Below are 16,504 nucleotides of genomic sequence, written 5' to 3' on the forward strand. Positions count from 1 at the left end.
ACCCTGTGGGAGAGTAGGACGCCGCCGAACAATCATTGTGGGAAAGCCCCGCACCAGGTAACTGGTGCGGGGCTTTTCTGCGTTTACGGCCAGGTTGTTTACGACCGGGCCGCCGGCCCGGCCGCGGGGCAGAGTTCCTCCGTTTACCAGCACCGGCCTGCCGGGAACCCGGACCGAACGCTCGTACTGTGGGTGGATGGGCTATGAGCTGGTCATCTTCGACAACGACGGCGTCCTCGTGGACAGCGAGCCGCTCTCGAACACCATCCTCTCCGCGTACCTGACGGAGGTCGGGCACCCGACGACCTACGAGGAGTCCCTGCGCGACTACATGGGCGGCGCGGTGCACCGGGTGCACGACCTGGTCCTGGAACGGACCGGGCAGCGGCTGCCCGAGGACTTCGACCGGGTCCTCCACGACCGGATCTTCGCCGCGTTCGAACAGGACCTGCGGCCCGTTCCCGGCGTGACCGAGGTACTGGCGGAGCTTTCCGCGCAGGGAGTGCCGTACTGCGTCGCCTCCTCCGGGAGCCACGAACGGATCCGGGTCGGGCACCGCAGTGCCGCGCTCGGCGAGTGGTTCGAAGAGGAGTGGATCTTCAGCGTGGAGGACGTCGGTCGGGGCAAGCCGGCGCCCGACCTGTTCCTGCACGCCGCCGACATGATGGGGGTCGCGCCGGCGCGGTGCGTCGTCGTCGAGGACAGTCGGCTCGGGATCGAGGCCGCCCGCGCCGCGGGGATGGACGTACTCGGGTTCACGTCGATGACTCCCGCCGAGGGGCTCCCCGGTGCCAACGCCTACTTCGGGGAGATGAAGGAGCTGTACGGGCTGCTCGGATTGGGTGTGTGATCGCTCTACCCACCGGTAGCCCCTGGGCCTACGCTCAGCCGCCATGACAGTTGATGTGCGGCTGCGGCGTGGGCGCCGGGCCCTGGGGTTCAGCTTCTTCGCGCAGGGGGTGGCCTTCGCCCTCCTGGTGACCCGCATCCCGGCGATCCAGGACCGGTACGGGATATCCGACGGGCTGTTGCCGGCCTTCCTCGCCGCCGTACCCGTCCTGGCGGGGGTGTCGAGCGTCGCCACCGAGCACCTGGTGAAGCGGATCGCGCCCAGCGCCGTACTGCGGTGGGCCCAACCGGTCGTGCTGCTGTCGCTCCTGGGGGTGGGGGCCGGCAGTGCGATGTGGCAGGTGGCCGTGGCCCTCGGGGTGTTCGGGCTGGCGGTGGGCGCGTTGGACGCCTCGATGAACATGCTCGGGGTCAGCCTGCAGCGGGCGTACGGGCGCAGCATCATGCTGGGGTTCCACGCCTCGTACAGCCTGGGCGGGATCCTCGGCGCGTCCGCCGCGTGGGCGGGGGCGCACTGGCACCTGGAGCTGTTCACCGGGTACCTGCCGGCCGTGATCGTGGTGCTTCCGTTGGCGTTGTCGGCGAGCCGGTACTACGTCGACGCGGCGGCCGGGTCGAAGGACGGGACGCAGGGCTGGCCGGCCGGGGGTGGGAAGCTGCTGCTGCCGCTGTGCCTGGTGATGGCGTGCGCGTACATCGGGGACTCGACCGTCGCGAACTGGAGTGCCAAGTACCTCCAGGACGTCCTGGGGAGTTCGGAGCAGCTCGCGACGGTTCCGTACAACGTGTACATGGTGACGACGCTGATCGGGCGGGCCGTGGGGGACCTCGGGGTGCGCCGGTTCGGGGCGGTGGCCGTGGTGCGGGGCGGGACGGTGGTGGCCGCGGGCGGGTTCGCGGTGGTGGCGGCCGCGCCGGGGGCCTGGTGGGGGATGCTCGGGTTCACGTTGTTGGGGATCGGGCTGTGCGTGATCGTGCCGCAGACGTTCGCGGCGGCGGGGAGGCTGTTCCCGGGGGCGTCCGACACGGCCGTCGCGCGGCTGAACATCTTCAACTACGTGGGGTTCCTGATCGGGTCGCCGTTGGTCGGCGGGGTGGGGGACGTGTGGAGCTACCGGGGCGCGATGCTGATCCCGATGGTGTTGGTGTTGGTTCCGCTGTTCAGTACCCGCTCGTTCGGTTCCGGTGCGGCCCGATACGGTGTCGGGCATGAGCGGCGAGCCGGTGACCGGGTTGTTGATGTGGGACGAGGCGGTAACGAAGTATGACTTCGGGCCGAGCCATCCGATGGATCCGGTGCGTCTGGCACTGACCATGGGCCTGGTACGGGCCTTCGGGCTCGATCGGGAGGTCGAGGTGCGGGCGGCCCGCGCGGCCGGGGATTCGACGCTGCGGTTGGTCCACCGCGAGGAGTACGTGGCGGCGGTGCGGGCGGTGTCGGCCGATCCGGCGTCGGCGGACGGCTCGTACGGGATCGGGACCATGGACGATCCGGCGTTCCGCGGGATGCACGAGGCGTCGGCGCTGATCGCGGGCCAGTCGGTGGCGGCGGCGGAGGCGATCTGGCGGGGTGGGGCGACGCACGCCGTGAACTTCGCCGGTGGGCTGCACCACGCGATGCCGGGCGCGGCGGCCGGGTTCTGCGTGTACAACGACGCGGCGCTGGCGGTGGCCCGGCTGCTGGAGCTGGGCGCGGAGCGGGTCGCGTACGTGGACGTGGACGTCCACCACGGCGACGGGGTCCAGGCGGCGTTCTGGGACGACCCGCGCGTGCTGACGATCTCCCTGCACGAACATCCCCGCACCCTGTTCCCGCAGACCGGGTGGCCCGAGGAGACCGGTGGCGACGGGGCGCAGGGGAGCGCCGTGAACGTCGCGTTGCCGGCGGGGACGGGTGACGAGGGGTGGCTGCGGGCGTTCCACGCGACGGTGCCCGAGCTGCTGGCGGACTTCCGGCCGCAGGTGCTGGTGAGCCAGCACGGCGCCGACACGCACTTCGAGGATCCGCTGGCCCACCTGGCGGTGTCGCTGGACGCGCAGCGGTCGGTGCAGGAGGCCTGTCACCGGCTGGCGCACGAGCACAGTGAGGGGCGCTGGCTGGCGTTGGGCGGCGGCGGGTACGCGGTGGTGGACGTCGTACCTCGGTCGTGGACGCACCTGGTGGGGATCGCCGCGCACCGGCCGGTGGACCCGGCGGCGGAGGTTCCGCAGGTGTGGCGGGACGAGGTGTACGCGCGGACGCGGCAGCCCGCGCCGGTGCGGATGACGGACGGCCGGACGGTCGGGTGGCGGGAGTGGGAGGCCGGCTACGATCCGGCGGACCGTACGGATCAGGCCGTTCTGGCGACGCGGCGGGCGGTGTTCCCGCTGCGCGGGATGCTGACCTGACGAAGCATGTGTTACGCCAACTGTGGGTCTGTTCGCCGGAATTGATGACCCGCCAGGTGGGGTGCGACAGCATCGGAGCGTGTTGAGCACCGGCGCGCTGCGTGCGCATCTGCTGGCCGCCCGGTTGGCCGGGCCCGTCGCCACGACGCGGGAGGAGAGCCTGCGCAGTTACCGTCTGTTCGCGGCGCGCGATCCGCGGGTGCTGCTGGGGCTCGACCCGGAGCGGGTGTGGGGCGAGGACGAGTTGTTGGGGCTGATGGCGGCCAAGTGCGGGGTCTCGGCGGATCCCGCGCACGTCAGCGGGCCGGACGTGATCGATCCGGAGCGGACGGTGGCCGCTCTGGGGGCTTTCGCGGAGCGGTTGGGGGCGGTGGCGGGGGCGAGGGCGCCCGTGCTGTTCGGGACGGGTCACCCGCATCGCCTCCTGGAGTTCTACGCCTGTTTGGCGGCGGCCCTGTCGGCGGCGGGATGTGATGTCCTCACTCCGGCGCAGGGGGTGCGTGTCGACATGGCGACCCGGTTCGGCGTACGTCCGCACCGCATCGACTACGTACGGGGAGTCGCGTTGGTGCGGGAACCCGGCGTGCGGCCGCCGGGCAGTGCGACCGGCGTGCACTCCCATTCGCCGCTGCCGGTTCGGATCGCGCTGGGGGCGCTGGCGGAGGCCGGCGAGCCGCTGCCGGAGTTGGTGGTGGGGGACCACGGTTGGGTCTGCGGTGCAGGTCAGCTCGGTGTCGAGGCGATCGGGCTCGGCGATACGGATGATCCCGCGGTGTTCGTCGGGGAGGCCGAGGGGCGGCTGGCGGTGGCCGTTCCGCTTGATGACGGGGTGCGCCCGGACTACTACCGACCGCTTACGCGATACGTGCTGCACCGCGCAAGACTGCCGGGCCGTCAGGAGTGGCCGTAGCTCCTCTTCCCCACTCGTATCACCCGCCCCTACTCTGGGGAGTGAGCGTGCGACGACGAGGAGTAACCGGAGGGGAAGCCGGTGCCCGTCATGCGCGGAAGGTCAAGGTGTGTCATGGCTGCTGGCGAGAGGCCTCTCAGTGAGGTTCAGTTCCTGACCGTGGCGGAGGTCGCCTCGGTGATGCGAGTGTCGAAGATGACCGTGTACCGCTTGGTGCACAACGGTCATCTGCCCGCAATCCGGGTGGGCCGGTCCTTCCGGGTCCCCGAGAACGCGGTTCACGAGTACCTCCGGGAGTCGTTCGTGGGGGTGGAATCAGCCTGAGGAGGGGCTCCGGATCATCGGCGGAGGCCGCGGATTACAAGCTCTGAGCTCGGGCGGGTAGGCTAGGCCGACGTAGGTCGTGTGGGCCCAGACGCCCCGCACCGTTCTCCGCCAACGCGGGGATGTTCCGAGAAGTGAGCGAGGGTAGTCGTGGGCTCTGTTATCAAGAAGCGGCGTAAGCGGATGGCCAAGAAGAAGCACCGCAAGCTGCTCAAGCGCACCCGCGTCCAGCGCCGTAACAAGAAGTAAACGGCAGCTGTACGTGTTCTCCGCAGCCCCTCCACCATCCTTGGTGGAGGGGCTGCGGTGCAGCCGGGGACTTCTTCGAGGGAGGCGCTGAGCTCGTGGGGAAGGTCGTGCTCGTCACCGGGGCAGCCCGGCAGCTGGGGGGCCGCTTCGTGCGGCGGATCCAGCGCGACCCGGAGGTGGAACGGGTCATCGCGGTCGACGCGGTGAGGCCGCCGCACCGGCTCGGCTCGGCCGAGTTCGTGCAGGCGGACATCAGACAGTCCGGGATCGCCCGCGTGCTCGCCGAGCACGCCGTGGACACCGTGGTGCACCTCGCGGTGACCGGTGGCGGCCCGGGAGCGGCCGGCGCGCGCAGCACGGTCAAGGAAACCAACGTCATCGGGACGATGCAGCTCCTCGGGGCCTGCCAGAAGTCGCCGACCGTGCGCCGGCTCGTGGTGAAGTCGAGCACCAGCGTGTACGGGGGCACCTCCCGCGATCCGGCCGTCTTCACCGAGACGACGCAGCCCAAGTCGCTGCCGGCGGGCGGTTTCGCCAAGGAGGCCGCCGAGGTCGAGGGCTACGTACGCGGCTTCGCGCGCAGGCGCCCGGACGTGGCGGTGTGCGTGCTGCGGTTCGCGAACATCCTGGGGCCCTACGCGGATTCGGCGCTCGCCGAGTACTTCTCCATGCCGGTCATGCCGACGGTCCTCGGCTACGACCCCCGACTGCAGTTCGTCCACGAGGACGACGTGGTGGACGTGCTGCGCCTGGCGGCGCGGGAGCCGCGGCGCGGGACCCTCAACAGCGGGACGTTCAACATCGCCGGTGACGGGGTGCTGTTGCTGTCCCAGTGTTCGCGGCGACTCGGGCGGCCGACGGTGCCGTTGCTGCTGCCCGCGGTGACGTGGGTGGGGTCGGCGCTGCGCGCGGTGGGGGTGACGGATTTCTCGCCCGAGCAGATCCGGCTGTTGACGCACGGCCGGGTCGTGGAGACCACGCAGATGCGGGAAACCCTGGGGTTCCGGCCCCAGTACACGACCGCCGAGACGTTCGCGGACTTCGCGAGCAGTCGCGGGAGCGGGCTGCTGCCGGCGGATCGGGTGGAGCGGGTCGTGGAGCGGGTGGCGGGATTGCTGAAGGTGGATGCGGGCGCGGGTGCGGGCGCCGGTGTGATCGAGGGAGCGAAGCGATAGTGGCGGACGCCAAGGTCATCCCGTTCGACGAGGAGCGGCCGCGCCGGCGGGGCGGGCCCCGCACGGTGCGGGCGGTCCCGACGCCGGCGCCCGATCCGGTGGCGGCGCGGCCGGTGGAGGAGCCGGCGGCCGAGCCGGTCGCGGAACCGCCGGCGGAGCCCGCCGCCGGGTCGTCGGCGTCGTCGGGTGAGGGCTGGGACCGGCGGATCGCGGGCGGGCTGGCGTTCCTGCGGCGCCGGATCACCGGGGACTACGAGGTCGACGACTTCGGCTACGACGAGGAGCTGACGGACCAGGTCCTGATGACCCTGCTGCGGCCGCTGTACGACAAGTACTTCCGGGTCGAGGTCAAGGGCATCGAGAACATCCCGAAGGAGGGCGGCGCGCTGATCGTCGCCAATCATTCGGGGACGTTGCCGCTGGACGGGCTGATGCTCCAGGTCGCCGTGCACGACCAGCACCCCGCGCAGCGGCACCTCCGGCTGCTGGCGGCCGATCTGGTGTTCATGCTGCCGGTGGTGAACGAGCTGGCGCGCAAGGCCGGTCACACCCTGGCGTGCGCGGAGGACGCGCAGCGGCTGTTGGAGGCCGGGGAGCTGGTCGGCGTGATGCCGGAGGGCTTCAAGGGGATAGGGAAGCCGTTCGGGGAGCGGTACAAGCTCCAGCGCTTCGGGCGGGGCGGGTTCGTGTCGACGGCGCTGCGCGCGGGTACGCCGATCGTGCCCTGCTCGATCGTGGGGGCCGAGGAGATCTACCCGATGGTCGGCAACGCGAAGACGTTGGCGCGGCTGTTGGGGGTGCCGTACTTCCCGATCACGCCGACGTTCCCTTGGCTGGGGCCGTTGGGGGCGGTGCCGCTGCCGACGAAGTGGACGATCCAGTTCGGGGAGCCGATTCCGACGGACGGGTACGCGGCGGAGGCAGCGGAGGATCCGATGCTGATGTTCAACCTGACGGATCAGGTGCGGGAGCAGATCCAGCACACGCTGTACAAGCTGCTGGTGCAGCGGCGGTCCGTGTTCTTCTGAGTTCTCGGATCGTGTCGGATCGTGGTTGAGGAGCAGGGGGGAGGGGGGCCGCGCGGTGCGCGGCCCCCCTCTCTTCCTTACTGTTCCGCGTCCTCGGCGTTGAGGCCCAGGCCCGGGAGGAGGCCTGGGAGGAGGGGCGGGAGGGTGATGTCCGGCTGGGGGAGCTCGGGGGTCCCCGGGGCGGACGTGCCGGGAGGGGCCTGCCCACCTGCGGGCGGGTGCAGCAGGTCGCCCGTGCCGCCGAGGAGGCCGCCTCCGGAGGGTTCCGGGGTACGGCTGCCGGTGGACGGCGTCGGGGTGGCCGCGGGTGCCGATGAGGGCGTACTCGAAGCCGACGGGGTGGCCTGCTGTTTGCCGGTCGCCGGGGTGCTCGGCGTGGCCGAGCCGGTCGACGGCCGGCCGCCGCGGGTCTGCTCCGGGGGCTTGGGCAGCAGGCCCTGGAGCGGGGCGACGTCAGCGTCTATGGCCTGGAAGACCGATTCGACCTCGCCCCCGACGTCGGTGAGCTGCGCCGGGAGCTTCTCCCGGAGCTTGCCCCAGGCGTCGCGGTGGGAGCGGGAGAACGAGGACAGGGTCTGGATCGGGCCGAGCGAGCCATCCCGTTCGTACGCGGCCTGGAGCAGCCGGTGGCCCTGTTCCGCGTCGTGCTTCATGCCCGCGAGGGCGCGGCGGATGTCGCCCAGGGACTCGTGGTCGAGTACTCCCGTCCGACCCCTCTCCATCAGGCGGCGGGCCTCGGACAGGCGGTTCGAGGCCCGGTCGAGGTAGAGCTCACCCCGGTCCGCGTCCTCGTCGGCCATGCCCAGCTTGAGATCCTCCATGCCCCGTTTGATCGGGTACAGGGAGTCACCGGGCAGGGCGTCCGTGCTGGCAGCGGCCACTCCGCTGAAGGCCCCTGCGGCCACACCCACGGTGAGGCCTCCCGCTGCGATGCCCTTGGACCAGCGGGAGCGGGGCCGCAATTTCCGGAGCGACGTCGCCCGGTGGGCGCCGCGGCCGGTCCGCTGTTCGGGCACCAGAGGGTCCGCGGCGGCACCGCCCCCGGCCCTCTCCTCCATCACCATGGCCTCCATGGCGGCGACGAGCTGTGCTCGTTGCACCACTTTGACCTCGGGATCCAGCACCGGGCGCGGCATTCTTTCGCCGAGTGCGTTCGCCAGGGCCAACAGCCGGTCGTGGTCGGCAGGTTCGGCAGGTGCCTCGGACTGCTCGGCCGCCGGGTCCGGTTCTGAAAGATCGGATGGCTTCCGATCCTCCAGGGCCTGGGCGAAGGCGTTCGCCCGCCGGTGCGGAGTCACGTTCGCGATCACTGGCGGCACCTCCTCTCGTCATGACGATCGACTCCCCAAGGTGTCCGGAAGGTTGCCTGCCTTGAGCACATCCACACTTTCGGGTGAGTGGCTTCGGGCAGGGCGTGTCCACAGGGAGCCTGCATTCCGCACAACGAGCGGCGCGGCACTTGGGTTACGGACGAAGGATGATCGGACCACAGCGTCATCGAGGGGTCACCGGGTGTGAGGTCGTGTCGTCGTTGAGCGTTGTCTTGTGGAGCGTGGTCGTACGCGGTGGACGTACGGGTCGGGTCGGGCGTGTGGGACGGGTGGGGCGTGCGCGGCGCACGGGTCGCACGGCGCGCACGGGGCGGGTGCGTCAGCGGGCGTCTTCCGGGAGCAGGCGGGCCAGGGTGCGGACCGCCCGGTACTGGAGCGTTTTGATGGCGCCCTCGTTCTTCCCCATGACCCGGGCCGTTTCGGCGACCGAGAGGCCCTGGAGGAAGCGCAGGGTGACGCACTCCTGCTGCTGGGGGTTGAGTTTGCGCACGGCTTCCAGCAGGGCCGCGTTGGAGAGGGACTCCAGGACGGAGTCCTCGGGGCTGCGCTCCACCTCGTTGGCGTCGAGCATCTCGCCGGTGGTGACCTCCAGGCGGAAGCGGCTGGACTTGAAGTGGTCCGCCACCAGGTTCCGCGCGATGGTCACCAGCCAGGCGCCGAAGTCTCGGCCCTGCCAGGTGAAGGTGGAGATGCGGCGCAGCGCGCGCAGGAAGGTCTCGCTGGTGAGATCCTCCGCGGTCGCCTTGCCGCCGACGCGGTAGTAGATGTAGCGGTACACCGTGTCGCTGTACTGGTCGTAGAGCCGGCCGAAGGCGTCGGCCTCGCCGGCCTGGGCGCGTTCGACCAGGTCCATCATGCGGGCCTGGTCGCTGTCCGCGGTGGGGCGGCGGTGGGCGGGCGCGGTCGTGCCGGTGGAGCCGGCCGATCCGGAGCCCGCGCGACCGCGTCTGCCCACCGTCGCTCCGCCGTCGGTCAGGGCGTAGCAAGGACCGGCCGGGCCGAGGCCGGCGGGTACGGCGGCGAAGGCGGGGACGGCGTACGCGGTGGGGACGAAGCCACGCAGGTGGTCGAGGACCGTTGCGCGCAGCGTAGCCAGGCCCGAGGCGTCAACCCCGACAGGTGGGTACACGGGACTCCCAGAGGCAGAGCTTCCATCACGTGCAGTGCGGGACCGTTCACCCGTCGTGGCGACAGATGGGCGGTGGCATGCGTTTGAGGAGAATAACGCTTCGTACAGGCAGCGCTACACCCAGTTGTCTAAATCACCGGTTCCGACGCTTCTGTTGCGTGTCCAGGGCATATTCAGGCCTGATTGGTGATCGATTCCTGATCGCTTGGGTGCGCGGAATGGACGCTTCCGCAGAGGCTCGCGACCGAGTGGGGCAGGTCGGAGTGCCGCGCCGGGGGCGCGGGTAGAGGTGAGCGAATGAACGCCGGGCGGGCCGGAACCGGCCCCCGGCCCGGCGTTGCTACTTGCGGCGGCGGTGGAGGGCGATGGCGGCGGCCGTGCCGCCCGCGATCGCGCCGACCCCGGCGGCTGCCGGGACGCCGACCTTCACGGCCTTGCGGCCGGTCCGATAGTCGCGCAGCCGCCAGTCGTTGGTCCGGGCATGCTTGCGCAGTTTCGTATCGGGATTGATCGCATACGGATGTCCGACCAGCGACAGCATCGGGATGTCGTTGTGCGAATCGCTGTACGCCGCGCAGCGGGCGAGGTCGAGGTCCTCGGCGGCGGCGAGGGCGCGCACCGCCTCCGCCTTGGCGGGGCCGTGCAGGGGTTCGCCGACCAGGCGGCCGGTGTAGATGCCGTCCACGGACTCGGCGACGGTGCCCAGGGCTCCGGTCAGGCCGAGCCGGCGGGCGATGATCGTGGCGGTCTCGACGGGGGCGGCGGTGACGAGCCACACCTTCTGGCCGGCGTCGAGGTGGGCCTGGGCCAGGGCGCGGGTGCCCGGCCAGATCCGCTCCGCCATGTACTCGTCGTAGATCTCCTCGCCGATCGACATGAGTTCGGAGACCTTGTGGCCCTTGACGATGGACAGGGCGCTGTCGCGGGCGTCCTGCATGTGCTCGGGGTCCTCGACGCCGGCGAGCCGGAACCAGGCCTGCTGCCAGGCGAAGCGGGCCAGTTCGCGGCGGCGGAAGAACTCGCGCTTGTAGAGGCCGCGGCCGAAGTGGAAGATCGCGGCGCCCTGCATGACGGTGTTGTCGAGGTCGAAGAAGGCGGCGGCGAGGTCGTCGCCGGGGACCGGGAACTCGGGCTCGGCGGTTTCCGCTTCCGGTTCCGGTTCGGCGGTCGTGGGGAAAGGTGGCGCTTCCGCCTGTGCGGTCTTGCGGGCGGCCTCGGCCGAGGCCTCGCCTGCCAGCACGCTCCGCGCGGTGGCGGAGCGCCTACGGGGGGTGAGCCATCCCAGAGCGGCCATGACGCGAGCATAGCCATTGTGTTCGGGACTTCCCGAACCGCCGGGATACGGGGTGGTTAACACTTCGGGGCCCCGCCCCGGCGCGGGACAATGAGGACATGAGTCCTCTGCTGCGCCGTAAGGAAAAGAAGCGTCCCGCCGAGCGGATGGTCACGCTCATCGGGAAGCCGGGTTGCCACCTTTGTGACGACGCCCAGGAGGTGATCGAGAAGGTCTGTGCCGAGACCGGGGCGCAGTGGGAGAAGAAGGACATCTCGCAGGACGAGGAGCTGTACCGGTTGCACTGGGAACAGATTCCGGTCGTGCTCGTCGACGGCGAGCAGCACACCTTCTGGAGGGTGAACCCGGACCGGCTGCGGCGGGCATTGGGGGCCTGACCCCGCCGGCCGTTACCATCGTGGGCGATTTATGGGGACACGGGGGCGTATTGATGAGGAGTGTGCACGGTTTTGCCCCCTTCTGGATTTGAACGGGTTCGGCCCGTTCTCGGTTCCCGTCCCGGTCGTCCGGCGCGCGTGACCCCGGTCACTTTGGCCGGACAAAGCGGACACAATCTTTGTGCACGCGTTCACAAAGACATAGCCTGCATTCGACGGGGCGGTCCTGGGACAAGAGGCCGCCTGCAGCCCCGCTCATCCCGCAGGAGCATCGTGGCAACTGGCCGAACTCACCGACCGGCGACCCGCAGCCGAGGTATTCCCGAGGCCACTGTCGCCCGGCTTCCGCTGTACTTGCGTGCCCTCACCGCGCTCTCCGAGCGATCGGTGCCCACGGTGTCCTCCGAGGAGCTCGCGACCGCCGCCGGAGTCAACTCGGCGAAGCTGCGCAAGGACTTCTCGTACCTCGGTTCCTACGGTACCCGGGGCGTCGGCTACGACGTCGAGTACCTCGTCTACCAGATCTCCCGCGAGCTCGGCCTGACCCAGGACTGGCCGGTCGTCATCGTCGGCATCGGTAACCTCGGCGCCGCCCTGGCCAACTACGGCGGTTTCGCCTCCCGCGGGTTCCGCGTGGCGGCGCTGATCGACGCCGATCCCGCCATGGCCGGGAAGATGGTCGCCGGCATGCCCGTGCGGCACACCGACGAGCTGGAACAGATCATCGAGGACAACGGCGTCTCGATCGGGGTCATCGCGACGCCCGCCGGCGCCGCGCAGCAGGTGAGCGAGCGGCTGATCGCCGCCGGCGTCACCTCCATCCTGAACTTCGCGCCGACGGTGCTGTCCGTGCCCGAGGGCGTCGACGTGCGCAAGGTCGACCTGTCGATCGAGCTGCAGATCCTCGCGTTCCACGAGCAGCGCAAGGCCGGCGAGGGCGCGGCGGCGGCCGCCGCCGAGGAGCTCGCGGGCCCGGCGACCGGTACGGGGGCCGCGCCGGCCGCCGCCGTCGTGCCGCCGGCCGGTCGGGCCGCCGCGGCCGCGCGCAAGGGCGGTCCCGAGGGTGACGTCCCGGCGGTGATGCCGGCATGAGTCTGCTCGTCGTCGGCCTGAGCCATCGCAGCGCGCCGGTGAGCGTGCTGGAGCGGGCCTCGTTGTCCGCCGATGCCAAGGTCAAGCTGCTGCACGACACGCTGGCCGCGGAGCCGGCCGCCGAGGCGACCGTCCTGGCCACCTGCAACCGCATCGAGCTGTACGCGGACGTGGACAAGTTCCACGCGGGCGTCGCCGAACTGTCGACGCTGCTGGCCCAACACAGCGGGGTCGCTCTGGAGGAGCTCACCCCCTACCTCTACGTCCACTACGAGGACCGGGCGGTGCACCACCTGTTCTCGGTGGCGTGCGGACTGGACTCCATGGTCGTCGGCGAGGGGCAGATCCTCGGCCAGATCAAGGACGCGCTGGCGCTGGGGCAGGAGCTCCACACCGCCGGCCGGCTGGTCAACGACCTGTTCCAGCAGGCGCTGCGGGTCGGCAAGCGGGCGCACTCGGAGACCGGGATCGACCGGGCCGGACAGTCGCTGGTCACCTTCGGGCTGGAGCAGCTCGCCGTGCACGAGCCGGTCGGGCAGTGGGCCGCGGGCAAGCGGGCGCTGGTGATCGGCGCCGGCTCGATGTCCTCGCTGGCCGCCGCCACGCTGGCCCGGGTGGGCGTCGCCGACATCGCGGTGGCGAACCGGACCGCGGAGCGGGCGCAGCGTCTCGCCGAGATTCTGGTTGCCTCGGGCACCGGTGTGACGGCGCGGGCCGTGACCATGGGCGCGGTCGCCGAGGAACTGACACGTGTTGACGTCGTCGTGTCCTGTACGGGCGCGACGGGCCTGGTGCTGAGCGCGGACGACGTGCTCGCCGCGGTGTCCGGCGACCCGACGGCGGAGCTCCTCCCGGTCGGCGCCGTCGCGCAGACCGCCGGGGCGCAGACCGCCGGGGCGCGGGTCGCCGTCGCGCGGGTCGCGGAGCCGGCCGGTGGCGACGTACTGGCCCGGCTGGTCGCGGTCGCGGAGGCCGGGCGGCGCATCGCCGACGCCGGCGCCGTACGGACCATCCCGGCCGCCGAGCCCGACGGCTGCCCGCTGGGGCTGGACGCGCCCGCCGGTGACGGCCGGGCCGCGCTGACCGGCGTCGACGCGGGCTCGCTCGAACTGCACGGAACCTGGGCCGACCAGGGCGAGGCCGCCGCCCAGCGGCAGCCCCGCCGGGCGGCGCGCAGCCGGGCGGACGGCGCGCCCGTACGCCTGGCGCTGCTGGACCTGGCCATGCCGCGGGACATCGACGCCGCCGTGCACCGGATTCCCGGGGTCCGGCTGGTCGACATCGAGTCGCTGGCGGAGACCTCCGCCGACGCCCCGATGGCGGCCGACGTGGACGCCGTACGTGGGATAGTCACGGAGGAAGTGGCCGCGTTCGGGGCCGCCCAGCGGGCCGCGCACATCACGCCCACCGTCGTCGCCCTGCGGGCGATGGCCGCCGAGGTCGTCGCCATGGAGGTGGCGCGGCTCGACGGACGGGTACCCGATCTCGACGAACGGCAGCGGGCCGAGGTCACCCAGACCGTGCGCCGCGTCGTCGACAAGCTCCTCCACGCGCCGACCGTGCGCGTCAAGCAGCTCGCGAGCGAGCCCGGCGGCGCCGGGTACGCGGAGGCGCTGCGCGAACTCTTCGACCTCGACCCTCAGACGGTGGCTTCCGTCAGCCGGGCGGACGCGGCCGATCCGAAGAACGACGACCCAGGACGGGCATCATGAACACACGTCCCGACCGGCCCCTCAGGCTCGGAACGCGGCGGAGCAAGCTGGCCATGTCCCAGTCCGGGCACGTCGCCGAGGCGGTCCGGGCGGTCACCGGCCGAGCCGTGGAACTCGTGGAGATCACGACCTACGGTGACGTGTCCCGGGAGCACCTCTCGCAGATCGGCGGCACCGGCGTGTTCGTCACCGCGCTGCGCGAGGCGCTGGTGCGCGGCGAGGTCGACTTCGCCGTGCACTCGCTGAAGGACCTGCCGACGGCGCAGCCCGACGACCTGGTCATCGCGGCCATGCCGAAGCGTGAGGACGCGCGCGACGCGCTCGTCGCCCGCGACGGCCTGACCTTCGAGCAGCTGCCCGACGGCGCGCGGATCGGCACCGGTTCGCCGCGGCGCACCTCGCAGCTCCACGCGTACGCCAACAGCCTGGGCAAGCGGATCGAGACCGTCGCCATCCGCGGCAACGTCGACACCCGGATCGGGTTCGTCCGCTCCGGTGAGCTCGACGCGGTCGTGCTGGCCGCCGCCGGTCTGAACCGGATCGGCCGCGGCGACGAGGCGACCGACCTGCTCGCCGTCGACAACGTGCTGCCCGCTCCCGGTCAGGGAGCCCTGGCCGTGGAGTGCCTGGCCTCCGACACGGCCCTCATCGCCGCGCTCGGCGAACTCGACGACCCGCACACCCGGGCCGCCGTGACCGCGGAGCGTTCCCTGCTCGCCGCCCTGGAGGCCGGCTGCAGCGCACCCGTGGGCGCGCTCGCCGACCTGTTGGCCGACGGGCAGATTGTCAATGAAATGCGCCTGCGCGGCGTCGTCGGCACCCTCGACGGCTCGACGCTGGTGCAGCTGTCCACCACCGGACCCGTGCCCCAGTCGTATGACGAGGCCATGGCGCTCGGCCGCGAACTCGCGGACGAGATGCTGGCCAAGGGCGCGGCCGGTCTTATGGGGGAGCGATCGCTTTGAACCCCTCACGTCCGACCACCTCCGCTTTTCCGGTCGTCGCCGCCCACGGACTCGTCACCTTCCTCGGTGCCGGCCCCGGCGACCCGGGTCTGCTGACGCTGCGCGCCGTGGAGGCGCTCGCCGCCGCGGACGTACTGATCGCCGAGCCCGAGGTGCTCGACGTCGTACGGACCCATGCGCGGGCGGGCATCGACACGCCGCAGCTGACGGTTGCTGACGAGCTGTCAGCCGCCGCCGGGGTCCCGGTGATCCGCGACGCCGCCAATCTTGTCATGGAGGCCGCGCGGTCCGGCAGGCGGGTCGTCCGAGCCGTCACCGGCGACCCCGGGCTCGACGGGAACGCGTCCGGCGAGATGCTGGCCTGCGCCGCTGAGGGGATCCCCTTCGAGGTGGTGCCCGGTGTCGCGACGGCCGTCGGCGTCCCCGCGTACGCGGGTGTCCCGCTGCGCGGTGAGCAGGGCGCGGACGTCCGCTTCGTGGACGCGCGGCACGCGTCGGCGCAGTGCTGGAGCGAGGCGGGCGCCAGCGGTGGCCGCCTCGTGGTCACGGCGACGCTGGAGACGGTGTCGGCCGCGGCCGCCGAGCTGGTGGCCGCGGGCCGCAAGCCGGAGACCCCGCTGACGGTGACCGTCGGCGGTACGACGACCCGGCAGCGCACCTGGAGCGCGACCCTCGGCACGATCGCCCAGGTGTTCAAGCAGGGCAAGGTGCTCCCGTCGCCCGAGGGCGCGCGCCCGGTGATAGCCGTGGTCGGTGAGCAGGGCGCCGCCGCGCGGCGCGAGGAGATGGCCTGGTTCGAGTCGAAGCCGCTGTTCGGCTGGCGGGTCCTCGTACCGCGTACGAAGGAGCAGGCCGCTTCGCTCTCCGACCAGCTGCGTTCGTACGGCGCGGTGCCGCACGAGGTGCCGACGATCGCCGTGGAGCCGCCGCGCACCCCGCAGCAGATGGAGCGGGCCGTCAAGGGGCTCGTCACGGGCCGCTACGAGTGGATCGCCTTCACCTCCGTCAACGCGGTGAAGGCGGTGCGGGAGAAGTTCGAGGAGTACGGGCTCGACGCGCGCGCGTTCGCGGGCATCAAGGTCGCCGCGGTGGGCGAGCAGACGGCGGCCTCGCTGGTCGAGTTCGGTGTGAAGCCGGACCTGGTGCCGAGCGGTGAGCAGTCGGCGGCGGGTCTGCTGGAGGACTGGCCGCCCTACGATCCGGTCTTCGACCCGATCGACCGGGTGTTCCTGCCGCGTGCGGACATCGCGACGGAGACGCTCGTGGCCGGGTTGATAGAGCTGGGCTGGGAGGTCGACGACGTCACCGCCTATCGGACGGTGCGGGCGTCGCCGCCGCCGGCCGATACGCGGGAGGCGATCAAGGGGGGCGGGTTCGACGCCGTGCTCTTCACTTCGTCGAGCACCGTGCGGAACCTGGTCGGGATCGCGGGCAAGCCGCACAACGTGACCGTCATCGCGTGTATCGGGCCGGCGACGGCCAAGACCGCGGAGGAGCACGGGCTGCGTGTGGACGTGCTGTCGCCGGAGCCGTCGGTGTCGAAGCTGGCGGAGGCGCTGGCCGCTTACGGGGAGGCCCGTCGGGAGGCCGCGAAGCAGGCCGGCGAGTCGGTGTCGCGGCCGAGCGAGCGGCGGCCGGGGGCGCGGCGGCGTCGTACGACGTGAGCGCCTTAGACGGGCCG

At 71.6% G+C, this 16,504-nt stretch carries 16 protein-coding genes; 13 read left to right on the plus strand and 3 right to left on the minus strand.

What is annotated here, in order from left to right:
• Positions 1-196 precede the first annotated feature (196 nt).
• The 8 genes from ACFY0I_RS19180 to ACFY0I_RS19215 all read left to right on the plus strand — a co-directional run bounded on the left by ACFY0I_RS19180 (position 197) and on the right by ACFY0I_RS19215 (position 6,923).
• Positions 197-850 carry an HAD family hydrolase gene (locus ACFY0I_RS19180; protein WP_388896914.1) on the plus strand — a complete coding sequence of 218 codons (654 nt, stop codon included), beginning with the start codon at positions 197-199 and terminating at the stop codon, positions 848-850.
• Between the two features lie 43 nt (positions 851-893).
• A complete protein-coding gene (locus ACFY0I_RS19185) occupies positions 894-2,117 on the plus strand; it encodes an MFS transporter (protein ID WP_388896917.1) in 1,224 nt (407 codons plus the stop codon).
• Positions 2,089-3,237, plus strand: a complete 1,149-nt coding sequence (locus tag ACFY0I_RS19190; RefSeq protein WP_388897590.1) for an acetoin utilization protein AcuC — start codon at positions 2,089-2,091, stop codon at positions 3,235-3,237. The genes ACFY0I_RS19185 and ACFY0I_RS19190 overlap by 29 nt, the downstream gene beginning before the upstream one ends.
• A gap of 79 nt (positions 3,238-3,316) precedes the next feature.
• Positions 3,317-4,147: a phosphatase gene (locus ACFY0I_RS19195; RefSeq protein ID WP_388896920.1), complete on the plus strand. Its 831-nt coding sequence runs from the start codon at positions 3,317-3,319 to the stop codon at positions 4,145-4,147.
• Positions 4,148-4,261: 114 nt separating this feature from the next.
• Positions 4,262-4,471, plus strand: a complete 210-nt coding sequence (locus tag ACFY0I_RS19200) for a helix-turn-helix domain-containing protein (protein ID WP_162688852.1) — start codon at positions 4,262-4,264, stop codon at positions 4,469-4,471.
• Between the two features lie 150 nt (positions 4,472-4,621).
• A complete protein-coding gene (locus ACFY0I_RS19205) occupies positions 4,622-4,720 on the plus strand; it encodes a 30S ribosomal protein bS22 (RefSeq protein ID WP_003948845.1) in 99 nt (32 codons plus the stop codon).
• A 95-nt stretch (positions 4,721-4,815) separates the two neighbouring features.
• Entirely contained in the window at positions 4,816-5,895 is a 1,080-nt protein-coding gene (locus tag ACFY0I_RS19210; RefSeq protein WP_388896923.1) for an NAD-dependent epimerase/dehydratase family protein, read from the plus strand.
• Complete coding sequence (locus ACFY0I_RS19215; RefSeq protein WP_388896927.1) at positions 5,895-6,923, plus strand: 1-acyl-sn-glycerol-3-phosphate acyltransferase; 1,029 nt, start codon at positions 5,895-5,897, stop codon at positions 6,921-6,923. Before ACFY0I_RS19210 ends, ACFY0I_RS19215 begins: the two co-directional genes overlap by 1 nt.
• A 77-nt stretch (positions 6,924-7,000) precedes the next feature.
• Here ACFY0I_RS19215 and ACFY0I_RS19220 read toward each other — a convergent pair whose 3' ends face one another.
• The 3 genes from ACFY0I_RS19220 to ACFY0I_RS19230 all read right to left on the minus strand — a co-directional run bounded on the left by ACFY0I_RS19220 (position 7,001) and on the right by ACFY0I_RS19230 (position 10,677).
• On the minus strand, positions 7,001-8,233 hold the full coding sequence (locus ACFY0I_RS19220; RefSeq protein WP_388896930.1) for a DUF5667 domain-containing protein: 1,233 nt from the start codon (positions 8,231-8,233) through the stop codon (positions 7,001-7,003).
• Positions 8,234-8,573: 340 nt separating this feature from the next.
• Positions 8,574-9,383, minus strand: coding sequence for an ECF subfamily RNA polymerase sigma factor, BldN family (locus ACFY0I_RS19225; RefSeq protein ID WP_388896933.1), 810 nt, complete (start codon positions 9,381-9,383; stop codon positions 8,574-8,576).
• A gap of 340 nt (positions 9,384-9,723) precedes the next feature.
• A complete protein-coding gene (locus tag ACFY0I_RS19230; RefSeq protein ID WP_388896936.1) occupies positions 9,724-10,677 on the minus strand; it encodes an HAD family hydrolase in 954 nt (317 codons plus the stop codon).
• A 98-nt stretch (positions 10,678-10,775) separates the two neighbouring features.
• Here ACFY0I_RS19230 and ACFY0I_RS19235 point away from each other — a divergent pair, with 98 nt between their 5' ends.
• The 5 genes from ACFY0I_RS19235 to ACFY0I_RS19255 all read left to right on the plus strand — a co-directional run bounded on the left by ACFY0I_RS19235 (position 10,776) and on the right by ACFY0I_RS19255 (position 16,487).
• On the plus strand, positions 10,776-11,054 hold the full coding sequence (locus ACFY0I_RS19235) for a glutaredoxin family protein (RefSeq protein WP_388896938.1): 279 nt from the start codon (positions 10,776-10,778) through the stop codon (positions 11,052-11,054).
• A 273-nt stretch (positions 11,055-11,327) separates the two neighbouring features.
• Positions 11,328-12,146 carry a redox-sensing transcriptional repressor Rex gene (locus ACFY0I_RS19240; protein ID WP_384002084.1) on the plus strand — a complete coding sequence of 273 codons (819 nt, stop codon included), beginning with the start codon at positions 11,328-11,330 and terminating at the stop codon, positions 12,144-12,146.
• Complete coding sequence (locus tag ACFY0I_RS19245; RefSeq protein ID WP_388896941.1) at positions 12,143-13,858, plus strand: glutamyl-tRNA reductase; 1,716 nt, start codon at positions 12,143-12,145, stop codon at positions 13,856-13,858. The genes ACFY0I_RS19240 and ACFY0I_RS19245 overlap by 4 nt, the downstream gene beginning before the upstream one ends.
• Positions 13,855-14,823, plus strand: coding sequence for a hydroxymethylbilane synthase (gene hemC, locus ACFY0I_RS19250; RefSeq protein WP_388896944.1), 969 nt, complete (start codon positions 13,855-13,857; stop codon positions 14,821-14,823). The genes ACFY0I_RS19245 and hemC overlap by 4 nt, the downstream gene beginning before the upstream one ends.
• Positions 14,820-16,487 carry a uroporphyrinogen-III synthase gene (locus ACFY0I_RS19255; protein WP_319197562.1) on the plus strand — a complete coding sequence of 556 codons (1,668 nt, stop codon included), beginning with the start codon at positions 14,820-14,822 and terminating at the stop codon, positions 16,485-16,487. The genes hemC and ACFY0I_RS19255 overlap by 4 nt, the downstream gene beginning before the upstream one ends.
• Positions 16,488-16,504: the final 17 nt, after the last annotated feature.

Source organism: Streptomyces sp. NPDC001568 (genome assembly GCF_042893755.1).
GTDB lineage: Bacteria > Actinomycetota > Actinomycetes > Streptomycetales > Streptomycetaceae > Streptomyces.

Bases quoted from the DNA above. Each gene is read 5' to 3' on its own strand.
- ACFY0I_RS19180 (WP_388896914.1), top strand. From the start codon at position 197: ATGGGCTATGAGCTGGTCATCTTCGACAACGACGGCGTCCTCGTGGAC.
- ACFY0I_RS19185 (WP_388896917.1), top strand. From the start codon at position 894: ATGACAGTTGATGTGCGGCTGCGGCGTGGGCGCCGGGCCCTGGGGTTC.
- ACFY0I_RS19190 (WP_388897590.1), top strand. From the start codon at position 2,089: ATGTGGGACGAGGCGGTAACGAAGTATGACTTCGGGCCGAGCCATCCG.
- ACFY0I_RS19200 (WP_162688852.1), top strand. From the start codon at position 4,262: ATGGCTGCTGGCGAGAGGCCTCTCAGTGAGGTTCAGTTCCTGACCGTG.
- ACFY0I_RS19230 (WP_388896936.1), bottom strand. From the start codon at position 10,677: ATGGCCGCTCTGGGATGGCTCACCCCCCGTAGGCGCTCCGCCACCGCG.
- ACFY0I_RS19235 (WP_388896938.1), top strand. From the start codon at position 10,776: ATGAGTCCTCTGCTGCGCCGTAAGGAAAAGAAGCGTCCCGCCGAGCGG.
- ACFY0I_RS19245 (WP_388896941.1), top strand. From the start codon at position 12,143: ATGAGTCTGCTCGTCGTCGGCCTGAGCCATCGCAGCGCGCCGGTGAGC.
- hemC (WP_388896944.1), top strand. From the start codon at position 13,855: ATGAACACACGTCCCGACCGGCCCCTCAGGCTCGGAACGCGGCGGAGC.